Genomic DNA, 21,664 nt, shown 5'->3' on the forward strand with positions numbered 1-21,664 from the left:
GGCGCGAGCCCCTTGACTCACGACACCTCCACACTCAACCGCGAATGGCCGCATAGCCAAACCAGACCCTTTGCTCTTCCTGCGCATGGCAGAGGTTCATCACCTGACGCCCCAGCGCACCGTATTCGTCGACGATACGCCGCACAATGTCGAGGCTGCTTCCGCGTTGGGTTTCATCGCCCTGCGCTTCTCCGAAGCGACACAGCTGCGCAAAGACCTGCGCCGTCTCGGGGGCCTGGCCTGACCATCGAGAGATACCAGCGGTACGATGCGCAGCTGCTGTCCGAGGGCAGTGCGAGGTGATCATCACGTGTGCGCAGTTACCCGCCATTGTCAGGACGGCGCGAAGAATTGTCAGGACGGTGCGAAGATAGAGCCATGTCGAAGCCGCTGCGTTCTGGACGTGCTCATCGCACGTCGTCGAGCGTCATCAGGTGGTGACCGGCGATGTATGAGTGGATCCTCGACCAGCCCCTCGCGCTGGGGGTGGCGATGCTGTTCGTCATCGTCTTTCTCCGCGCCGGGGGCACCTACCTCCTCGGCCGGGGTGCCCACCGACTCGCCGATCGGGGTCGTGCCGCGCGCCTGCTGCGACGCCCACAGGTGCTGAAGGCGATGGACACCGTTAACCGCTGGGGCGCGCCAGTGGTGGCACTGAGCTTTCTGACTATCGGCTTCCAGACTGCCATCAATGCCGCAGCCGGGATGACCCGGATGCCGCTGTCGAGGTACCTCCCGGCGCTGGTGGTCGGCGGTCTCGCGTGGGCGGTGATCTACGCCACGGTCGGATTGGCGGCGATCATGCTGTGGCTGCGGCTGTTCTTACTCAGCCCGTGGGCCGCCGTGGCTGCCACACTGGTCATCATCGGAGCGATTCTGCTGCTGGTCCACGCCCGCCGACGCACGGCGGACAACACGGCTGGGCACTCCCACCACCCCGGTTGACTCTGGAGTTGGTGCCCTTTTCAGCCCAAAAACGGCGTCAAAAGGGTACCAACTCCAGAGTCAACGGGTGGGAGTGGGAGTGTTCGTGCGGAGTCAGCCGGTGCCCGCGCCGAGCAGCTCCTGAATCGGACCGGAGACGAAGTAGATCAGGAACAGACCCGCAGTCAGATACATCAGCGGATGGACCTCGGAGAACTTGCCTCGGCTCATCTTCAGCACCACATAGGTGATGAACCCGGCCCCGATACCGTTGGTGATCGAGTATGAGAACGGCATCAGCACGATGGTCATGAACGCCGGAATCGCGATCTCCACATCCGTCCAGTCGATGCGGGTGATCTGCTGCAGCATCAGGAACCCGACGAGCACCAGCGTCGCTGAGGCGGCCTCCGTAGGAATCAGCGCGGCCAGCGGGGAGAGCACGATGGTCAGCAGGAACAGCGTCCCGGTCACGACGTTGGCCAGACCAGTGCGCGCACCGTCTCCGACACCGACGGTGGATTCGATGAACCCGGAATTCACCGAAGTCGCTCCTACACCACCGCCCATCGACGCGATGGCATCCGAGACCATGATCCGCCGCGAATAGTGGATCTCGCCGTCGGCGGACTTCAGATCACCGGTATTGGCCACTGCGACCATCGTGCCCAGCAGGTCGAAGAAGTTGGCCAGCAGCATGGTGAACAGCGCCAGCGAGGCGGCGATCAGCCCGATGTTCTGCCAGGAGCCGAGCAGGTTGAACTCCCCGATCAGCGAGAGGTCCGGCAGAGCGAACCAGTCCTGATCCAGCGTCGGCACTGACAACCCCCAACCGTGGGGGTTCTCCTCGGATTCCGCACCGATGTTCAGCACCGCCTCCAGCGTCATCGCCAGGACAGAAGCGGTGATGATCGCCACCAGGATGGCCCCGCGGACGCGGGCGGCCCACAGGGCGAAGAGCACGAACAGCGCCACCAGGAAGATCACCAGCGGCCATCCAATGAGGAACCCACCCACACCGAGCTCCAGCGCGGCACCACCGGCCTGGATGAAACCGGCATTGACCATGCCGATCAGGGCGATGAACAGTCCGATCCCCACACTGATCGCAGTCTTCAGCGGCGCAGGGACCGCACGGAAGATCGCCGCGCGGAAGCCGGTGAGCACCAGGATCAGCAGGATGAACCCCTCGATGACCACCAGCCCCATCGCATCGGCCCAGGTCATCCCCGGCAACACGACGATCCCGTAGGTGATGAACGCTGAGAGCCCCAACGACGAGGACACCGCCATCGGGAATTTGCCGATCACTCCCATCAGGATGGTCAGCACCCCGGAGACCAGGGAGGTCGCGGCGGCGACGGCGGGCAGGTTCGGTTCGCTGCCCCCGCCTAAGTAGTTGCCCGTGGAGTCCATCGCCGCACCGATGATCAGCGGATTGAGCACGATGATGTAGGACATCGCCAAGAAGGTGGCGAGGCCGCCGCGGACCTCCCGGCCGATCGTCGAACCGCGAGAGGTGATGTGGAAGTACCGGTCGAGGGCGCCGAGCCGCTCCTCATGCTGAGCCTGTGTTGTCACGGAGGTCGATCCTAGCGGAGGTGGTGCACCGACCGACTCGTCGAGCCTATCTGGGGCCGGATGTGACCCCGTTGATGAGCCCATCGCGTCCAGCCTCCGGAGACGCCGCCTCGCGCAGAGCGCAGAGCAGCTGCGCGACGTCACGCTGCTCCCCCAGGCCGGCAGTCTGCACCGTATGCACACGCAGCTGCGGGTCCAGTATCACGGTGAGCCGTCGAGCCGCCCCACGCACCTGATCGAAACACCCGTAGGACCTGGCCATCGCCCCGTGGGGCCAGAAATCGCTGACCAGGGTCAGGCCGAGCTCGTCAGCATCGGAATCGCTCAGCAGGTCTTCAGCGTAGGCGCGCAGCGTATGGACCGCATCACAGCTAATGGCCAGCACCCGCGAACCCATTGCGCAGAGCTGCTCACCGACGCCCTGCAGTTCCCGGAGCTCAGAGCCGCACACCGTGGAGAAGGCGAAGGGGTAGAACACCAGAGCCGAGGGAGCCCCGGCGAGGTCTTCGAGCTGCACCTGCTCTGCGTAGTGCGTACGTGCGCTGAACTCAGGCGCCCTGGCACCGAGCGTCGGCGCAGTGATGCCGTGCTCGACTCCGGATTCGCTCACCGAGAGCACCTCACCGGTAAGCCGTCGTCACTTACGCGCCATGAGCTTCGCCGCAGCCCAATCGGCGCTGGCCCCCGCCGATGAGGTCACGTGCAGACCGGCGTTCGTCGCCGCGTCCTCGATCTCCACCGGGGGCACGTAGCCCTCCCGACCGGAACGGGGAGTGAACAACCACACCACACCGCCCTCGTCGAGGGTGGTCAGGCAGTCCATCATCGCGTCGACGAGGTCATCGTCGCCGTCGCGGAACCACAGGATCACCGCATCGACGACCTCCTGCTCCTCCTCATCGAGCAGAGGTTCCTCCAGCTGGGCCTCCAGCGCCTGACGGAATGCTTCATCGACGTCGTCGTCGGCACCGATCTCCTGGACCAGAGACTCGCGTGTGAGGCCGAGCTCCTCCAATAACCCTGAGGTGTTGACCACATTGGTCTCGGCGTCGTGGTCCCCTCGCGGACCGGTCTCGACGTTCAGCGGATCCTCGGCGGCTGAGGCCTGACTCACCTGTGCTGTCCTCTCGTCATGCGATTCGTCCCCACACTCGCGGGGCACATCGGTTGCCGGGCAGGCGCACTGACTGCCCCTTCTGCGGCCACGTTACTGGGCGGCGACCATGCCTGGGAAGTCCGACACCACCATCTCAGCCCACGCGGTAGAGTGGGGGCGATCGGTCATCCATGCCCCACCGGGCCCGATGGCCGCCAGCGAAGGGTGCCCGAGTACCGCAGGTCCTCTCACGTGAGTCCTGGACGTTCCGGCACCCGCCCTCCGACCCCGAAAGAGGTTCCCGTGAGCGCCGGTGAAGAAAACTCGCACATCCGCAGCGGTCTGACCAACCAGCTCCCCGATCGCGATCCGGAAGAGACCAGCGAGTGGCTGGAGGCCTTCGACCAGCTGGTCGACGTCCACGGCACAGCCCGCGCGGAGTACATCATCCGCAGCCTGCTACAGCGCGCCGGCGCAAAGTCGGTGGGCGTGCCGATGGTCACCACCACCGACTACGTCAATACGATCCCCAAGGATCAGGAGGCGGAGTTCCCCGGTGATGAGGAGATGGAGCGCCGCTACCGCAGGATCCTGCGGTGGAACGCCGCGGTGATGGTCCACCGCGCCCAGCAGGAGGACATCGGCGTCGGCGGGCACATCTCGTCCTACGCGGGAGTCTCCACCCTCTACGAAGTCGGGCAGAACCACTTCTTCCGCGGTCCGGACCACTCCGGCGGCGGTGACCAGATCTTCTTCCAGGGCCACTCCTCCCCCGGGAACTATGCGCGCGCCTATCTGGAGGGCCGCCTCGAGGAGAAAGACCTCGACGGCTTCCGCCAGGAGGTCTCCGCTGCGCCCCACGGGCTGAGCTCCTACCCGCACCCGCGTCTGATGCCGGAGTTCTGGCAGTTCCCCACGGTCTCGATGGGCATCGGCCCGATGAACGCCATCTACCAGGCGCAGTTCAACCGGTACCTGCACAACCGCGGCATCAAGGACACCTCCGAGCAGCACGTCTGGGCGTTCCTGGGCGACGGTGAGATGGATGAGCCCGAGTCCCGCGGTGTGCTCCAGCTGGCCGCCAACGAGAAGCTCGACAACCTGACCTTCGTGATCAACTGCAATCTGCAGCGTCTCGACGGACCGGTCCGCGGCAACGGCAAGATCGTCCAGGAGCTCGAAGCCTTCTTCCGCGGCGCCGGGTGGAATGTCATCAAGGTGCTCTGGGGCCGTGAGTGGGATGCCCTGCTGGCCGAGGACGACGACGGCGAGCTCGTCCGGATCATGAACGAGACCCTCGACGGCGACTACCAGACCTATAAGGCGGAGTCCGGCGGGTTCGTCCGCGAGCACTTCTTCGGCCGCTCGGAGAAGACCAAGGAGATGGTGGCCGAGTACTCCGACGAGGACATCTGGAACCTCAAGCGCGGTGGCCACGACTACCAGAAGGTCTACGCCGCCTATAAGGAGGCGGTCGAGACCAAGGGTCGGCCCACTGTCATCCTGGCCCAGACGGTCAAGGGCTACGGGCTGGGCCCGAGCTTCGAGGGCCGCAATGCCACGCACCAGATGAAGAAGCTCACCGTCGATGATCTCAAGCGGTTCCGCGACACCCTGCGCATCCCGCTCAGCGACGAGGAGCTGGAGGCCGATCCCTACCGCGTGCCCTACTACCACCCGGGTGAAGACGCCGACGAGGTCAAGTACATGCGCGAGCGGACCTCGGCACTGGGCGGGCCGGTGCCGCAGCGCCGGGTGCCGAAGAACTCGCTCGGACTGCCCGGCGAGAAGGCATACGCCGCTTCGAAGAAGGGTTCGGGCAAGCAGAAGGCCGCCACCACGATGGCCTTCGTGCGCCTGCTGAAGGACCTGATGCGCGATAAGGGCATCGGCAACCGGGTGGTGCCGATCGTGCCGGATGAGGCCCGGACCTTCGGAATGGACTCGTTCTTCCCCACTGCGAAGATCTACAACCCCAAGGGGCAGAACTATCTGGCGGTGGACCGTGAGCTGATGCTCTCCTATAAGGAGTCGGCTCAGGGCCAGCTGCTGCACCCGGGGATCAACGAGGCCGGCTCCACTGCCGCCTTCACCGCGGTGGGCACCTCCTACGCCACCCACGGCGAGCCGATGATCCCGTTCTACGTGTTCTACTCGATGTTCGGGTTCCAGCGCACCGGCGATTCCTTCTGGGCGGCGGCTGACCAGCTCACCCGCGGGTTCATCGTCGGCGCGACCGCCGGCCGCACCACTCTGACCGGTGAGGGTCTGCAGCATATGGACGGCCACTCGCCGGTGCTGGCGTCGACCAACCCGGCGGTCAAGCACTTCGATCCGGCCTACGGCTACGAGATCGCCCACATCGTCGAGCAGGGGCTCCACGAGATGTACGGCGATCATGACGGCGACCACAACGTCATGTACTACCTGACGGTGTACAACGAGCCGATCCAGCACCCCGGTGAGCCGGAGGACTTGGACGTCGAGGGTCTCAAGCGCGGCATCTATAAGCTGTCCACCTCCGAGGTCGAGGGGCCGAAGGCTCAGCTGTTGGCCTCCGGTGTGGCGGTGCCGTGGATCGTCGAGGCCCAGCAGATCCTGGCCGATGACTGGGGCGTCAGCGCTGATGTGTGGTCGGTGACATCGTGGTCGGAGCTGCGCCGTGAAGCGCTGCGGGTCTCGGAGTCCTCCCGGCTGCAGCCGCAGATGGGTCATGAGACGCCGTTCGTGACCCGGCAGCTCGAAGGCGCCGAGGGTCCGGTGGTGGCGACCACTGACTTCATGACTCAGGTGCCGGATCAGATCCGACAGTTCGTGCCCAACGCCTTCGCCACACTCGGTGCCGATGACTTCGGCTTCTCCGACACCCGCGCGGCGGCACGTCGGCATTTCCGGATCGATGCCCATTCTGTGGTGGTCCGGACTCTGCAGATGCTCGCTGATGAGGGGGCCGTGGATGTGGAGGCTCCTCAGAAGGCCTTCGAGAAGTACGATCTCGCCAATCCGAATGCCGGGACCTCCGGGGAGGTCGGCGGAGACGCCTGACGCACCACACACGACGACGGCGCCGCCTGCGGGACACCTCACCGCAGGCGGCGCCGTCGCTTTGTGGGAAGCGTACAACTGGCCCGTCACGGCATAGTCGGTCTAGGCTCCTTCCCATGACCGCAGATGCCGCTGCCGACGAGGATCTCACTCAGACGCTCTCCGATGACGCGCTGGAGCGTCTGCGCGCTCATATCGGGTCCCTGACCACCGCGGTGAATCAGCACCTCGAGGTGGCCCTGCCCTGGTACCTGCAGCTGACCACCGATGAGCGTGCCTCACTGCGGCTGATCTCCCAGCGCGGGATCCAGGGACTGCTGAACTGGCTGGAGAACCCTGAGGCCCGCCATATGCCGCTGGTCCATGACCTGCTGGGCTCCGCACCGACGGATCTGATGCGCAGCATCTCGCTGCAGCGGGCGCTGCAGCTGATCCGTTCCATCGTCGAGGAGGTCGAGCGGCGTCTTCCCGGGATGCTGGCCGTCGAGGACCGGCGCCCCATGCTGGAGGCAATCCTGCGGTATTCCCGCGAGGTGGCCTTCGGCATCGCCGATGTCTATGCCCGCGCCGCAGAATCCCGGGGTGCCTGGGATTCTCGCCTGGAGGCGCTGTTGGTCGATGCGGTGCTGCGCGGAGAGTCCAAGGAGCAGATCGACTCCCGGGCCTCAGCGGTGGGCTGGCGCTCGACGGCCGGGGTGGTGGTCGTCGTCGGACGCGCCCCTGAACAGGCGGATGCGGTGTTCATCTCCGAGCTGCGCCGGCACTGCGTGCGGTTCGCCGCCGACGCCGTCGTCGGGGTCCAGGGAGACCGTCTGGTGCTGCTGCTGGGCGGTGTGACTGATCTCGAGGAGGGCCTGCACCGGGTGATGCCGCGGTTCGGTGATGGTTTCGTCGTTTACGCCCGCACCGACGGTGCGATCAATGAGGCCCCGCCGTGCGCCCAGGCCGCCTACTCTGGGTTCTCCGCCGCCCCGGCCTGGCGCCGGGCCCCTCATCCCACCCCGGCCGAGGACCTGCTGCCGGAGCGTGCCCTGGCCGGCGATGATGCCGCCCGTCAGGCGCTGCGCCGGGGCATCTACGATCCCCTGGAGGCCGCGGGCAATGCCCTGCTGGAGACTGTGGGCGCTTATGTGGAGGATGGACACTCGCTGGAGGCCACCGCACGGGAGCTCTTCGTCCATCCCAATACGGTGCGCTACCGGTTGCGCCGGGTCTGTGATCTCACCGGATGGGATCCGGTGATTCCACGGGATGCGTACGTGCTGCAGACCGCGTTGGCTGTCGGACGCCTGTAGACTCTCCTGCGGAACGCTCTTTTGTAGGGTTCCTACAATCGACCCCGATCAGGTTGGTGCGCAGATGTCCCGCCGACAGCGGAGCCGGTATGGAAAGTTGGTAGTGTGCTAGCGATCGTCTGCCCAGGACAGGGCTCTCAGACCCCCGGTTTCCTCGCTCCGTGGCTTGAGGACTCCGCCGCCCGTGAACGCCTCGAGGCCTATTCGGAGGCCGCGCAGATCGATCTGGTGCGTCACGGCAGCGAGTCCGATGAGGAGACGATCCGGGACACTTCGGTGGCCCAGCCGCTGATCGTCGCCGCCTCACTGCTCTCAGCCCATGGGCTGGGGCTTCGTCCCGGCGTTCCCGGCGAGGCCGCTGCGGACAACGTCCTCCTCGCCGGGCATTCTGTGGGCGAGGTGCCGGCTGCGGCGCTGGCTGGTGCGCTGAGCGAGCAGGAGGCGCTGCGTCTGATCCGCATCCGCGCCACCGGGATGGCCGAGGCGGCTGCGTCGACGCCGACGGCTATGGCCGCAGTGCTCGGCGGTGTCGACGACGACGTCCTGGCACGCATCTCCGCCACCGGAGCCTCTGCGGCGAACCTGAACGGGCCGGGGCAGATCGTGGCCGCCGGCACTGTCGAGCAGATCAATGCACTCACTGAGGAGCCCCCCGCCCGCGCCAAGGTCGTCCCGTTGAAGGTCGCGGGCGCGTTCCACACCGCCCACATGGCCTCCGCCCAGGACGCATTGGCCGCGGAGTCGAGCTCCTTCTCCCCCGGCGATCCGGCACTGCGGTTGCTCTCCAACCGCGACGGCACGGCAGTCACGAACGGTGTTGAGGTCTTGGACCGGCTCATCGGCCAGGTGACCCGCCCGGTTCGCTGGGATCTGTGCATGGAGACAATGCGTGCGCTCGGCGTCACCGGCGTCCTGGAACTGCTGCCCGGCGGCACGCTGACCGGTTTGGCCAAGCGCGGCCTGAAGGGCACCGCCTCGCTGGCAGTCAAGAGCCCGGAGGACCTCGATGCCGCACAGGAGTTCATCGCCGCCCACACCTAGCCGCAGGTGGCCTGCCCGACCGGCCCACGCCGGACGGACCTGCACTCGATCACCTGTCACCCGATCACCTGCACTCGATGCCCGGACCGGATCACAGCACACCGGTGACAGCACCTCCCAGCCACCGCCGTAGAGACACTGCCCCAGAGACAAGGACGAAGACCGTGACCGCCACCCTGAACCAGCCCACACCCGTCGCCGCCTCGCGCCTGCTGGGGTTGGGCGCCGCCCGCGGTGAGCAGATCGTCGACAACGAGCAGATCTGCCAGTGGATCGACTCCTCCGACGAATGGATCCGCCAGCGCACCGGCATCCAGACCCGGCACCGTGCCGGGGAGGATGTCTCCGTAGTGGACCTGTCTACGGAGGCCGCCACCGAGGCCCTCGAGGCCGCCGGGCTGCAGGGCAGCGACCTCGACGCCGTCCTGGTCTCCACCGTCACCCACCCCTATGCCACGCCCTCGGCCGCGGCTGATCTCGCGCACCGCCTCGGCGCCACCCCGGCGGCCGCCTTCGACATCTCCGCCGCCTGCGCCGGCTACTGCTACGGGATCGCCCAGGCCGATGCGATGGTCCGCTCGGGGCTGGCCCGCCATGTGCTCGTCGTCGGAGTGGAGAAGCTCTCCGACTTCATCGACAACCACGAACGCTCCATCTCCTTCCTGCTCGGTGACGGCGCCGGTGCCGCCGTCGTCGGACCGGCTGATGAACCGGGCATCTCTGCCAGCATCACCGGCTCCGACGGCGAGAAATGGGGGGCGGTCTCGATGAACGCCTCCCTGCTGCCGCTGCGTGACGCCGTCGCCGAGGTCCGCCGCACCGGAGATGCCGCCGCACTGACCGAGACGGAGAAGACCCTGTGGCCGACGCTGCGCCAGGACGGCCAGACCGTCTTCCGCTGGGCGGTCTGGGAGATGGCGAAGGTCGCCCAGCGCACGCTTGACGAGGCCGGGATCTCCGCGGAAGACCTCGTCGCCTTCGTGCCGCACCAGGCGAATATGCGGATCATCGATGAGCTGGCCAAACAGCTGGGCCTGCCCGAGCACGTGAAGATCGGCCGCGACATCGCCGACGCCGGCAACTCCTCGGCCGCCTCGATTCCGCTGGCCACCCACCGGCTGCTGAAGGAACACCCTGAGCTCTCCGGCGGGCTCTCCCTGCAGATCGGATTCGGTGCCGGGCTGGTCTACGGCGCCCAGGTGGTGCGCCTGCCGTGACCGGGCGGCCGGGCTCAGCTGCCCCGGAGGCAGCCGGTCACCTCGGCGGCTGCGCACGCCGTGGAACTGAATATGAGCGGAACTGAATATGAGACGTCCCGCCCGGTGACGGGCGGACGAGAAGCGTCAGGGGACACCTGAGGCGAAGAACCCCGAAGTGAATGTAAGAGAAAGGAAACGACCCATGGCTGATAAGAACGAGATCCTCGCCGGACTGGCCGAGATCGTCAACGAGGAGACCGGTCTGGAGACCGAAGAGGTCCAGCTGGAGAAGTCCTTCACTGAGGACCTCGACATCGACTCGATCTCCATGATGACCATCGTGGTCAACGCCGAGGAGAAGTTCGACGTGAAGATCCCCGACGAAGAGGTCAAGAACCTCTCGACCGTCGGCGACGCCGTCGACTTCATCGCCAACGCTCAGGGCTGAGGCCCACGGCCTCAGTGTCCGCACAGTGGGCGACGTCGACAGCCACTTCACCGAGTCGGCTCGCGTCGCCCACTGTGGCCGCGTCACAGACCACCCACCGTCCCCTCACCATGAAGGTAGACCCATGACACGCCGTCTCGTCATCACCGGCCTGGGAGCCACCACTCCGATCGGCGGCGACGTGCCGACCCTCTGGAAGAACGCGCTCGCCGGCACCTCGGGTGCTGCGACCCTGGAGAACGACTGGGCCGAGCAGTACTCGTTGCCCGTTTCCTTCGCCGCCTCAGTGGCCGTGGAGCCCGCTGAGGTGCTCGCCCGCCCGGAGATCCGGCGGATGGACCGCTCCACACAGTTCGGCATGGTCGCCAGCCGCGAAGCCTGGAAGGACGCCGGCCTCGATGAGGCGGAGATCGATCACGACCGCCTGGCGGTGGCCTACGGCACCGGTGTCGGCGGCGTCTGGACCCTGCTCGACGGCTGGGACACCCTGCGCGAGCGTGGCCCACGCCGAGTGATGCCGATGACTGTGCCGATGCTCATGCCCAATGGGGCCGCCGGCGCGATCAGCCTGGAGTTCGGCGCACGCGCGGCCGCCCGCACTGCCGTCTCGGCCTGCGCCTCTGGTACGGAGGCCCTGGACATCGCGATCCGGCAGCTGAGCACCGGGGAGGCGGACATCGTCATCGCCGGCGGTGCTGAGGCGGCGATCCATCCCTTCTGCCTCGCCGCTTTCTCCTCCATGCAGGCCCTCTCACGCCGCAACGACGATCCAGCCGCCGCCTCCCGTCCCTACGACGTCGACCGTGACGGCTTCGTCATGGGTGAGGGCGCCGGCACGCTGATCATCGAGACTGAGGAACACGCCAAGGCCCGTGGTGCGCGGATCTACGCAGAACTGGCCGGCTCCGGAGTGACCTCCGACGCCCACCACATCACCGCACCGGATCCAGAGGCCTCCGGCGCGGCGCGGGCTCTGCGCAAGGCGCTGGACTCTGCGCAGGCTGCGCCGCAGGAGATCACGCACATCAACGCGCACGCCACCTCCACTCCGGTCGGTGATAAGCCCGAGTACGCGGCCCTGCTCTCGGCCTTCGGCGATCATGTGGAGAACCTCGCGGTCTCGGCGACGAAGTCGCAGACCGGGCATCTGCTCGGCGCCGCCGGTGCGGTGGAGTCGGTTCTGACCGTGCTGGCCCTGCACGAGCGTCGGGCCCCGGTGACGATCAACCTCGACAACCAGGATCCTGACATGCCCTTGGACGTGGTCACCGGTGAGCCCCGGTCGCTGCCCGCCGGAGACCAGGTGGCCCTGTGCAACTCCTTCGGCTTCGGCGGACACAACGCCGTGGTGGCCTTCCGGAATGTCTGAGGTTCCCTCACCCATCAGCTGAGACAGATCGGCCCCCGACACATGAAAAGTGTCGGGGGCCGATCTGTACCTTTCCGCTGCGGCAGGTCACCACATGACGGCCAGCACGATGTTGACCACGCTGAGCCCGGCGATCGAACCGAGCACCCAGCCGGGGACCGGCACGCGCTTGCGGTGGAAGAACGCGATGGCCCAGATCGCCACGAGGACGAGGGTCTTGACTCCGATCTTGATGTGGTTCAGCTCCGGGGAGTCTGCGTAGGTCTCGTAGATGCCGACCAGCAGCACCCCGGAGATGAGCATCAGGTAGGTGCCGTGCAGGACGCCCTTGTTCAACGCGCGCCGCTCGCGTGGGGGCTTCGGTCGGCCCTGGATGATCGCTCCGCCGAGGACGAAGGCGAGTCCGATGAAGTGCAGGATTTTCAGAAGGTCGATGAGGTAATCCACTCGGCGCTCCTTGGGAGTGTGCGATGACGGGTGCTGTTTCGGGCTGCCGCACTATCCTAGACGCTCACCTGACCTGGGTTCATCTTCGGCGACGGCTGCCCCCGCTCGGCGGCGAGTCTGCGGTACCCGTGGCAGTCCCCGGTGAACCACGCTCGGCCCCGGTGACTGTCCTGGAAAGGAAGTCATCGGGGCCGATCATGGCGCTGATGGGAAGCGGTGCCGCGGAGCGGGAAGCGAGTGGCGGCAGGTCTTCAGTGCGCCGGTCGGACGGGGATGGAGGAACCCGTCGACCCGGTGCAGGCGTAGCCGGCGTCAGCCCACCTGGTGCAGCCAGCGCACCGGTGCGCCTTCGGCGGCATGACGGAAGGGCTCGAGCTCATCGTCCCAGGCTTCGCCCAAAGCCAGGGAGAGTTCTTGGTAGACGACCGAGGGGTCACCGGCACCCATCTCGTAGGCGTAGCGGATGCGGTCCTCGGAGATCATGATGTTGCCGTGGGAGTCAGTGGTGGCGTGAAAGATGCCCAGCTCGGGGGTGTGGGACCAGCGGCTGCCGTCGCAGCCGGGTGAGGGGTCCTCGGTGATTTCGAAGCGAAGATGCGAGAGCCCGCGCAGAGTTGAGGCCAGAGTGGCACCGACACCCTGCCGACCGCGCCAGGTCAGTTCGGCGCGGAAGGTACCGGGCGATGCCGCCTGGGGCTCCCATCGGATATCGATGCGAGAGTCGACGACAGAACCCACTGCCCATTCGACGTGCGGGCAGAGGGCAGCTGGCGCCGAGTGGATGTGCAAGACACCCCGGGCCATGTGCTCAGACATATCCATCCTCCATCGTGCTGTCGGTACGTCTTCCCCTACGTCCTGCCAGCATCTGAAGGAATGATGGACTGCTATAAAGTTCTTCGCGCACTCATTGTGCCCGAGCTCGGTGCCGTTTGCCAACGGTGACGGATGCCAGAGCTATGAAGCTCCTGATCAGCCCCCGGCCGGCGGAGAAGCACCGGGGCCAAGCTTAACAGGCTCAGGGCCGTTCTGACACCTTATCCTCACAGCCGTAGCGCCGCCGGGGTGCCCTTGGACAGCTGGGCAGGTGGTTTCCGACCGAGTCAGGCACGCGGGTGGGCCTGACCGTAGGCTTCACGCAGCCCCTGGACGGAGACGTGGGTGTAGAGCTGGGTGGTGGAGAGGGAGGCGTGTCCGAGCAGTTCCTGGACACTCCTGAGGTCGGCGCCTCCGTCCAGCAGATGGGTGGCCGCGGAGTGCCGCAAAGCATGGGGCCCGCGGGCTGATGCGGTCCCGAGGGATTCCAGGGCGCCATCGATCATGCCGCGTACGGTACGGGGGTCGATGCGCCCGCCACGCTGCCCGAGGAAGACCGCCCGGGTAGGGACTGAGCCGAGCAGCACCGGTCGACCTCGCTCTAACCAGTCCTCCAGTGCTCGGTGGGCGGGCACACCGTAGGGCACCATCCGTTCTTTATTGCCTTTGCCGAGAATACGCAGCATCCGTCGGGAAGGTTCGAGGGACTCGAGATCGAGCCCGACGAGTTCAGAGACCCGCACTCCGGTGGCGTAGAGCAGTTCGGCGACGGCGAGGTCTCGTCGCGCTCCGGCGCTCTGGCGTGCCGCAGCGGGTTGCGCCTTCTCCGGGGCCTCAGATTCTCGGTGCTCAGCCTCGTCGAGGCGCTGGCGCAGCAGGTCCAGAAGCTCTTCGACATGCTGGTGCTGCAGCACATCCGGCAGGGAGGTGCCGCGCGGTGCTGTCCGCAGCCGTACCCCAGGGTCTTCGTCAAGGTGGCCGGTGCGGTGGGCCCAGGCGGTGAAGGCTCGGGCCGTGGCGGTCTTGCGGTTCAGTGTGGCCCGCGCGGTACCTGCCGCATGCAGCTGCGCCAACCATGTGCGCAGCGCAGCTAGGTCGACGTTGTCGAGATCGCCGACGAGTTCGACGAGCTGTGCCAGGTCCGTGCGGTAGGCCCGGACAGTGTGATCCGAGAGGCCACGCTCGTGCACCAGATGGGCGACGAACTCTTCCAGCAGCGGGTCCTCATATGCGCTGTGCTGCGTGGGGTTGGACATGGGGATGCTCCCGTCTGGGCGGCTCTGCCCTGCGGCCCTTTCCCCCGCGTTCCTCTGCTCAGCGCTGGTATGCCCAGCAGCGGTCTCAGCGGCACTCATAGCCCAGAGTCTAGCGAGTGCTCAGCGGCCCGCCGGCGATCCACCCCGCGACCGGTGGTGGTGACGAAGTGGGTTCCTCAGGCCTTCCGCACCTTACGCCAGCGGCCCTCGAGCTGCTCGGCGTGTCCGCCCCGTTCGAGCCGGGTCAGTCCACTGAGCACCTGGGGAAGCGGCAGCCCAGCGACTTCGGAGAGTTTCCCGGCCGTGGCACGCGCCCGGACGGGAAGCGCGTCGGCCAGGACCCTGTCCGTTTCGGAGAGTCTGTCCTCGGGCCGGTGCTCGGCTCCCGCCACCGCCTGACGCGCCGCGGCGGAAGCCTCACCGCTGCGGCCGGCGGCGAGGTCTTCTGTGCTCAGCAGGACGGGGAGGGCGGCATCCGGGGCCACTGAGGTAGATGGCGTTCCCTCTCGGTCTGCTCGTGCAGAGTCCCGTGCTTCCCGCCCCGCCAGCGGGCTGTGCGCCATGAGTTCGGCGACGTCTGCAGCGTCAGTGACCACCTGGGTGAGAGTGCCCCGCAGCAACCGATGACAGCCGGCTGAGGAGGCAGAGTAGACGCTTCCGGGCACTGCGCCAACCGGTCGGTCCATACCGAGGGCATGGGCGGCGGTGTTCTGCGCTCCACTGCGCCAGCGGGCTTCGATGATCACCGTGGTAGCGGAGAGCGCGGCGATAAGTCGGTTGCGCTGCAGGAAGCGGTGCTTGGTCGGAGCGCTGCCCGGCGGCAGTTCGCTCAGCAGCACACCATGTTCCATCACCCCACCGAGCAGTTCCGCATTGCCTGCCGGATACCACCGATCCAGTCCACCGGCCAGCACAGCCAGCGTCGGTGCCGTCAGCGTTGGTGCCGTCGGATGGTCCTCAGCCTGGGCCCGTCGCATCCGTAGGGCTGCGCGATGGACGGAGGCGTCGATCCCGTAGGCCCCGCCGGAGATCACACAGACGTGGTGGCGGACCAGGTCCTCGGTCATCTCGGCGCTGACGCGGCGGCCGTAGTCGGTGGCTTCACGCGAACCCACGAGGGCGGCACAGTGCCGGGACGCGGGAAGCCTGCGGCCGATGTCCCCGGCGGTGCGGTACCAGAGTGCCGTCGGTGCGGCGAGCCCCAGATCATCCAAGGGCTCAGGCCAGAGGCTGTCCTCCGGAATGAGCAGTCCACCAGAACCACGCTGGGCGGCACGGAGGTCCCGGGCCCCGTCGGCCTGTGACCGCCGGGTCCTCCAGCGCGCCAGGCCAGCGTCGAGGTCACGTTGACGCGGTCCGAGCCCGCCGGCTTCAGCCCGCAACGCCACCTGAGTACGCAGACCAGGTGCAGGGGAACGCTCCGAATGGATGAGTTCCATGCTCTGGATCGGACCGAGTTCGGCCAACAGCGCCCCGGCGAGGACGTCACCGGGTTCGATGAGTCGACTCAGCGCGGCACGGGCGATCCGCAGACTGCTGAGCTCTGCGGCTGGGGTCTTGCCCGCAGTCGTGGGTGCATCAGTCCTCATGGGACGCTGTGTGGTCATCGAAAACTCTGTGGTCAGCGGAAGCTCTGTGGTCATGGGCTCAGCTCCTGTCCTCTGCGGTCTGGCGAAGTTGCATGGCGGCGTCCAAGTCATCGGATTCTGGGGCCTGACGCGCACTGAGGTCTGCTAACGTCCACGCCAACCGCAGAGTCCGCGCGTATCCGCGCAGCGACAACGCCGCTCTGTCCAGGCAGGCATCGAGCGGGGCCGTGGTATGTCCTGGCAGCCGCAGCGCAGAGGTCAGCAGGCTCATGGGAGCCCGCGCATTCGTCGCGATCCCCCACGGCGAGAGTCGTTCGCCCTGGCGCTGCCGTGCTTGCCGGACCCGGTGAAGCACGGTCTGCGAATCCTCACCGTCCGGGTCCAGGGCCATCGTCGCGGACCGTGGTCGTTCCACCTGGACCTGGATGTCGATACGGTCCAGCAGCGGCCCGGAGAGCTTCGCCGTATACCCACGGCGTTGCGCTGACGTGCAGGTACACGCAGTCCCGGAGCCTGAGGACATCCCGCAGGGTTTGTTGCACTAGGTGGGTAAACTATGTCTATGCCAGATTCCAAGCCCATCCATGCCGCCATCTACGTCAGAATTTCGAAGGACTCAGAGCAAATGGGCCTAGGGGTGAAGCGTCAGGAGAAGCTCTGCCGCGAACTGTTGGAGCGAAGGGGGTGGGACCTCTATGACGCCTATCGGGACAACGACGTCTCCGCGACCAGGTCCGACAGTCGGCCTGCATATGAGCGCATGGTCAGGGACATCACGGATGGCTTGGTCCAGGGCATCGTCGTCTATGCAGTGGATCGCCTGACCCGCTCTCCCAGGGAGCTGGAAGACGTAATCGACTGGGCCGACGAACACAAGCTGGAGTTGGCTTCGGTGACTACGGATATCAACCTCGCCACTCCTGATGGGCGGGCGATGGCCCGCAATCAGGGCATGTTCGCCAAGCTGGAAGCTGAGAAGCAATCCCTGCGCCTCAAAGCTAAGCTTCAGCAACTGGCTGAGGACGGTCGCCATGTGGGTCCTCGACCCTTCGGCTGGGACTGGTCAGTCAACGAAGATGGCACCAAGGGTAAGGATCTGGTCATCAACGAGCACGAAGCCGGACTGGTCAAAGAAATCGCAGACAAGGTCCTATCCGGTGCGACACTCTATTCGATAGTCCAGTATCTCAATGAAGAAGTCCAGATCCGCACTGCTCGCGGCGCGAAGTGGCGCTCCCAGAACGTGCGAAAACTGTTGATGCGCCCCTCCAACGCCGGCATTAAGGTCCACAACGGAATCGAACTGCGCGAGGGTGACTGGCCGAAGATTTTTGACAGGGATAAGCACGAGCGTTTGGTCGCCTTGCTGACGGACCCCTCACGAGTGACCAACCGCGGCACCTCAGTGAAGCACCTGCTATCCGGCCTCGTCGTGTGCGCGCTGTGCAATAGCCCTATGCATAGCAACGCCTCCCGCGAGCACAAAGTGGATTACACCCTCGCAGATGGGACAGTAAAGACTTCTGTGACCCATCGGCCGGGCAAGTATCGTTGCCACCCCCCTGGGTGCCAGAAGGCCAGCCAGAACCGGGAGATGATCGACCACATGGTGACCGAGTATGTTCTCGGTCTATTACGACGCGAAGGCGTTGAGATCTTCGGCGGTGACATGGAGCTTGTTGAGAACACCCAGGAACGCATCGCTTCCATCAAGGCCAAGCTCGCCCTCAATACGGACCGCTGGATCGAAGGCAAAATCACCGTTGAGCAGTACGACCGGGCCAACGCGGCCCTGCAGCCTCAGCTGAGCCAGGCCGAAAAAGAACTTCGACTAGCTATGCCCTCTGCCGAGTTTCAGGAGTTCGCAGGCCCTGGCGTAGACCAGGCCTGGGAGCAAGCCGACTTGCACAAACGTCGTCAGGTGATCCGAGTGTTACAGGACGCAGGCTTCAAGGTGAAGATCGGCCAGCTTGGGCGGAAGGCGCGCTATCAGCCGGGGGCCGTCCCGGCCTTCAACCCCGATACTGTCGAATTATGGTGGGGTGATCAGCGATTGAATCCACCAAGGGATGCACGGGCGACGAACTAACGTCTGGATTGCCATGGACTCTGGACCTGGGTGGACGGCGGGTAGTAGAATTGTGAGCAGGAGATTGCAGACAGCGTTTCCTCCCGGCGGCGCCGCCCCTTGCACGGGCTCCGCTGGGTGACAAGATCTTGAGCTGGATCAGCTGCTGGCTAGGCTGATCTCCCGGATGCGTGGAGCGGCAGCTCCGCCCGGGAAGCGGTGAGTGTAGTGCTCAGGTGTCGCGCCCTGAGCACCGAATCCGGGTGAAGCCCACCCCGGAGGGATCGCAGGGAAACCTGTGACCTTCAGGAGATCACCGTGAGCGCGACTGCTCTTTCTCCCACCATCCCTGAGGAGCTCAGCCTGTCTCAGGCTGCCTCCTATCGCACCCCCGATGGCAGGTATCTGTTTGGGTCTTGGAAGACCCTGCGCCGGGACATTGATCGAGATTTACTCGATGCTGAGTTCCGCGACGGCGAGTGGAAAACCACCCGCTCGGCACTAGAAGCTCTGCCAGAGAAGAAGGCTGCGGCTAAGCGTGGGCTTGATGACCCGTACGCGGCCGTCAGGCGCCATATCGACCGCGCCCTGGCGGCAACTCCCCCACTCTCCGAAGCAAAACGGGCTGAGCTGGCGACGCTGCTGAGCCCTCGGAAGGAGGGCGGGGCTAGTGACTGAAAAACCGAAAAGCCCCCCGGCAGGAAACCGAGGGGCCAATCCCAATGATGGAACTTCCAGGGCCACGGAAGCTACTCCCAATATTACCAGCGGACCCGGACTGAAGTCTCACTATGTGAACCTAACTGCTGGGCATGCACAAGAACTCGCCGATTCGGCGATCTCACCTGACGTTGCCCGGGACCGGGGTGTTTACTCAGCACAATCTCGGGATGAGCTCCCCGAAGACGCCCGCTATTTGGTCGACAATCACGGGAACAAGGTCCTGCCTGCCCTGGTGTACCCCATGGAGCATCCGGATGGGTCCAAGACCTGGCAGCTCAAACCCCAACCGGGCTCGGTCACGAACGAGGAGGGTCAGCAGCCGAAGTACATCGGGCCGACCAAGCAGAACAACCCCATCAAGCTGCCGGTTCTTCGGCAGGCTAACTCAGACGTCGTGCTGATCGTCGAAGGCACCAAGCAGGGGCTCTCGGTGCTGACCCACTCTCCGGAAGACTGGAGTATCTACGGTATCGCCGGCATCCATTCCTGGATGAATAACGGAGATCCTACCGAGCATCTGTCTGTAGTCGATGGCAAGAAGGTCGTGGTGGTCCCCGATGCTGATGCCAAGACCAATGTGCGGGTTTACGACGGGGCGCAGGAGCTGGGCGAGGCGTGCCGATCCTTCGGAGCCAAGAGTGTCCGATACCTGAGGGTCCCAGGGGTACAGGAGAAGGACGGGATCGACGATGCCCTCGCCCGGCTGGCCTCCGATGACAAGCGCGCTGCCTCACTGAGGAACTGGGTCAGCAACGCAGCTACGACTCCGGCGAATCTCTCCAAACCCGAACTCAATCGGATGCGGGCGGACCTTCGGCGCCAAGAGGAGCTGGCCCGGGTGAAGAAGGAGTCTGGCGACCGTCAGGTCATCGACATCGAGGAGGATCAACTGGAAGTGGTGGTCCGTCTGGTCTCCGTTCTGCGAGAGCAGCGGGGAGGTGAGACTGTCTTCGAACGCGGCGATCGCCTGGTCTTGGTGCGTCGCAGCGGGTCCGGTGAGCTGCGGGCCGAGGAGATGAAACGTGGGGTGCTACAGGACGAGCTGCTGCAGAACTTCAACCCCATCAAGATCTCTGATAAGGACGGCGTCAAGTGTGTGCTTTTTCCCTCAGCACTGCTTGGTGTTGTCAGTAATCGTTGTCGCGAGTTCCCCACTCTGACTGGCATTACACGCTCCCCTGTCGTGCGTCGGGATGGAACTGTGGTGACCACTAACGGCTACGACGAGCAGACCGGGCTGATGCTGGATCTGACAGAGGATGTTGTAGGGATCGAGGTGCCCGAACATCCCAGTGATGTCGACATTGCGGAGGCTCGCCTTCTGATCCTTGACCTGGTGGCAATGGACGGCGAAGACGGGTACGACGGGTTTCCCTTTCAGTCCACGGCTGACCAGACCCACCTAGTTGCCTCGATGCTGACGATCCTTCTCAAGCCTGCTGTGGGCTGCTCCCCGTTGTTTCTGCTCAATGGAATTCAGCCTGGCGTGGGCAAAGGCGAGGCTGTCGACTTCGTGCATCGAGTCACCCTCGGGGCAGAGCCGACGGTCACAACCGCTTCGACCTCTGATGCAGAGATGGACAAGCGCTTGACTGCCTTGCTTTTGGAAGGTGAGTCCACTGTCGTGTTGGACGAGGTTCAGGACAAGCAGGGCCGCAACCGTCTGGTGGCCCCTTCCATCAATGCCTTCGTCACCTCCGAGGTCTATGGCGGCAGGAAACTCGGCGAATCTGAGGCGCTGCGACTGCCTAACCACGCCACGGTCTTCGGCTTGGGAAATAACGTCCAGACCCCAGCTGACTTAGCCCGACGAGTGCTCGCGATCAGGTTGAATTCTGACCGCAGTGACTTGGAGAACCGGAACAATTTCAAGTACGACCTCCGCACCTGGGTTTCGAAGCACAGGGCCGAAATACTGCGGGCACTACTGGTTCTGGTCCGCGCTTGGTATGACCGCGGAGAGCCTGCGGCACCGAAGCCGTTCGGGTTCGCCAGCTTCGGTGAATGGCAACGCGTCATTGGGGGAATCCTTCACCTGGGAGGCTTCGAGGATTTCCTGGGCAACGTCATGGAGGTCCGTGAGTCTGCAGACAACGAGGCCGTGGAGAACCGGGAGCATGTCGAATGGCTGGCACACCACTTCGGGGCAAAGAAGTTCTCTGCGTCGGATGTGCTGGCCAAGGCTCGTGCCGAAGGTGAGGATTCGCCAGCCCCGTACAACCACGACTTTAGCGATCTGACTCCGAAGAATCTCTCGACGTTCTACGGACAGAACCCAAGATGGTTCGGAGATCTCCGTATCAAGTCCGCGGGGAAAGTCACAGGCGGGCGCAACGCATTCCGGGTCGAACGTTTGGGCGCCTTGGATGAGGACGACGATGCACCTGATGATGTGCTCCGTCCGGCGGCCGGCGTGGGCTCTGGTGAGGTCATCAAGTACACCGACCACAAGGGATTCACGAAGTCTGTTGCCCGGGTCGCCGGGGATATGCATGGTGTGACCATCGCGGAGATGGGAGGGAGTTCCCAGTGAGCAACGTGATCTATCTCGATCTTGAAACCGCTGATGCTGACCGACTCTGGGACTATGGGACAGGGTTTGTTCGCCTGGCAGGGATCGCGGTGAACAATGGGCCGGTGATGACCACTACGGACATCTCCGCAGTGACACGGATCGTCGAACGTGCTGATCTCATCGTGGGCCACAATGTGCTGAACCGTCCTGGGTTTAGTTCCGAGATTTTGGTGCGGACTCGGTCCGCTGTTC

General features: G+C 65.2%; 20 protein-coding genes. 12 read left to right on the top strand and 8 right to left on the bottom strand.

Annotation, left to right across the window (positions count from 1 at the left end):
* Positions 1 to 52 precede the first annotated feature (52 nt).
* Positions 53 to 244 carry an HAD-IA family hydrolase gene (locus tag RIL96_RS12385; protein WP_310549353.1) on the top strand — a complete coding sequence of 64 codons (192 nt, stop codon included), beginning with the start codon at positions 53 to 55 and terminating at the stop codon, positions 242 to 244.
* 203 nt (positions 245 to 447) lie between these two features.
* Complete coding sequence (locus tag RIL96_RS12390) at positions 448 to 945, top strand: DedA family protein (protein ID WP_310549334.1); 498 nt, start codon at positions 448 to 450, stop codon at positions 943 to 945.
* Between the two features lie 93 nt (positions 946 to 1,038).
* Here RIL96_RS12390 and RIL96_RS12395 read toward each other — a convergent pair whose 3' ends face one another.
* From RIL96_RS12395 to RIL96_RS12405, 3 genes are read right to left on the bottom strand one after another with little or no spacing between them, the layout of a single operon-like run.
* The gene (locus RIL96_RS12395; protein WP_310549335.1) at positions 1,039 to 2,505 is read right to left on the bottom strand and encodes an NCS2 family permease; all 1,467 of its coding nucleotides are present in this window, start codon (positions 2,503 to 2,505) and stop codon (positions 1,039 to 1,041) included.
* Between the two features lie 46 nt (positions 2,506 to 2,551).
* A complete protein-coding gene (locus RIL96_RS12400) occupies positions 2,552 to 3,115 on the bottom strand; it encodes a redoxin domain-containing protein (protein WP_310549336.1) in 564 nt (187 codons plus the stop codon).
* Between the two features lie 27 nt (positions 3,116 to 3,142).
* A complete protein-coding gene (locus tag RIL96_RS12405; RefSeq protein WP_310549337.1) occupies positions 3,143 to 3,619 on the bottom strand; it encodes a DUF3052 family protein in 477 nt (158 codons plus the stop codon).
* A gap of 285 nt (positions 3,620 to 3,904) precedes the next feature.
* Here RIL96_RS12405 and aceE point away from each other — a divergent pair, with 285 nt between their 5' ends.
* The 6 genes from aceE (at position 3,905) to fabF (ending at position 11,998) form a co-directional block, all read left to right on the top strand.
* Entirely contained in the window at positions 3,905 to 6,646 is a 2,742-nt protein-coding gene (aceE, locus tag RIL96_RS12410) for a pyruvate dehydrogenase (acetyl-transferring), homodimeric type (RefSeq protein WP_310549338.1), read from the top strand.
* Positions 6,647 to 6,762: 116 nt separating this feature from the next.
* Complete coding sequence (locus tag RIL96_RS12415; protein ID WP_310549339.1) at positions 6,763 to 7,941, top strand: PucR family transcriptional regulator; 1,179 nt, start codon at positions 6,763 to 6,765, stop codon at positions 7,939 to 7,941.
* Positions 7,942 to 8,046: 105 nt separating this feature from the next.
* Positions 8,047 to 8,982, top strand: a complete 936-nt coding sequence (locus tag RIL96_RS12420) for an ACP S-malonyltransferase (RefSeq protein ID WP_310549340.1) — start codon at positions 8,047 to 8,049, stop codon at positions 8,980 to 8,982.
* A 164-nt stretch (positions 8,983 to 9,146) separates the two neighbouring features.
* Positions 9,147 to 10,199, top strand: coding sequence for a beta-ketoacyl-ACP synthase III (locus tag RIL96_RS12425; protein ID WP_310549341.1), 1,053 nt, complete (start codon positions 9,147 to 9,149; stop codon positions 10,197 to 10,199).
* Between the two features lie 184 nt (positions 10,200 to 10,383).
* Positions 10,384 to 10,629, top strand: coding sequence for an acyl carrier protein (locus RIL96_RS12430; protein WP_310549342.1), 246 nt, complete (start codon positions 10,384 to 10,386; stop codon positions 10,627 to 10,629).
* A 124-nt stretch (positions 10,630 to 10,753) separates the two neighbouring features.
* The gene (gene fabF / locus RIL96_RS12435) at positions 10,754 to 11,998 is read left to right on the top strand and encodes a beta-ketoacyl-ACP synthase II (RefSeq protein ID WP_310549343.1); all 1,245 of its coding nucleotides are present in this window, start codon (positions 10,754 to 10,756) and stop codon (positions 11,996 to 11,998) included.
* Positions 11,999 to 12,085: 87 nt separating this feature from the next.
* On the opposite strand, the gene RIL96_RS12440 is transcribed toward fabF, so the two are convergent.
* The 5 genes from RIL96_RS12440 to RIL96_RS12460 all read right to left on the bottom strand — a co-directional run bounded on the left by RIL96_RS12440 (position 12,086) and on the right by RIL96_RS12460 (position 16,629).
* Complete coding sequence (locus RIL96_RS12440; RefSeq protein WP_310549344.1) at positions 12,086 to 12,445, bottom strand: hypothetical protein; 360 nt, start codon at positions 12,443 to 12,445, stop codon at positions 12,086 to 12,088.
* Positions 12,446 to 12,757: 312 nt separating this feature from the next.
* Positions 12,758 to 13,261, bottom strand: coding sequence for a DUF3145 domain-containing protein (locus RIL96_RS12445; RefSeq protein WP_310549345.1), 504 nt, complete (start codon positions 13,259 to 13,261; stop codon positions 12,758 to 12,760).
* A gap of 287 nt (positions 13,262 to 13,548) precedes the next feature.
* Entirely contained in the window at positions 13,549 to 14,517 is a 969-nt protein-coding gene (locus RIL96_RS12450) for a tyrosine recombinase XerC (protein WP_310549346.1), read from the bottom strand.
* Positions 14,518 to 14,693: 176 nt separating this feature from the next.
* The gene (locus tag RIL96_RS12455) at positions 14,694 to 16,106 is read right to left on the bottom strand and encodes a DNA-processing protein DprA (RefSeq protein WP_310549347.1); all 1,413 of its coding nucleotides are present in this window, start codon (positions 16,104 to 16,106) and stop codon (positions 14,694 to 14,696) included.
* Between the two features lie 58 nt (positions 16,107 to 16,164).
* Complete coding sequence (locus RIL96_RS12460; protein WP_310549348.1) at positions 16,165 to 16,629, bottom strand: magnesium chelatase subunit ChlI family protein; 465 nt, start codon at positions 16,627 to 16,629, stop codon at positions 16,165 to 16,167.
* A 39-nt stretch (positions 16,630 to 16,668) separates the two neighbouring features.
* Between RIL96_RS12460 and RIL96_RS12465 the strand changes: the two genes are divergently transcribed.
* The 4 genes from RIL96_RS12465 to RIL96_RS12480 all read left to right on the top strand — a co-directional run.
* Positions 16,669 to 18,195 (top strand): recombinase family protein, encoded by a 1,527-nt coding sequence (locus RIL96_RS12465; RefSeq protein WP_310549349.1) that lies wholly within the window; start codon positions 16,669 to 16,671, stop codon positions 18,193 to 18,195.
* A gap of 297 nt (positions 18,196 to 18,492) precedes the next feature.
* On the top strand, positions 18,493 to 18,852 hold the full coding sequence (locus RIL96_RS12470) for a hypothetical protein (RefSeq protein ID WP_310549350.1): 360 nt from the start codon (positions 18,493 to 18,495) through the stop codon (positions 18,850 to 18,852).
* Between the two features lie 286 nt (positions 18,853 to 19,138).
* Positions 19,139 to 21,430 (top strand): hypothetical protein, encoded by a 2,292-nt coding sequence (locus RIL96_RS12475; protein ID WP_310549351.1) that lies wholly within the window; start codon positions 19,139 to 19,141, stop codon positions 21,428 to 21,430.
* Positions 21,427 to 21,664 (top strand): hypothetical protein (locus tag RIL96_RS12480; protein ID WP_310549352.1); only part of this gene is annotated, 238 nt, incomplete at its 3' end. The genes RIL96_RS12475 and RIL96_RS12480, both read left to right, overlap by 4 nt.

It is taken from the genome of Nesterenkonia aerolata, assembly GCF_031470965.1.
Lineage (GTDB): Bacteria > Actinomycetota > Actinomycetes > Actinomycetales > Micrococcaceae > Nesterenkonia > Nesterenkonia aerolata.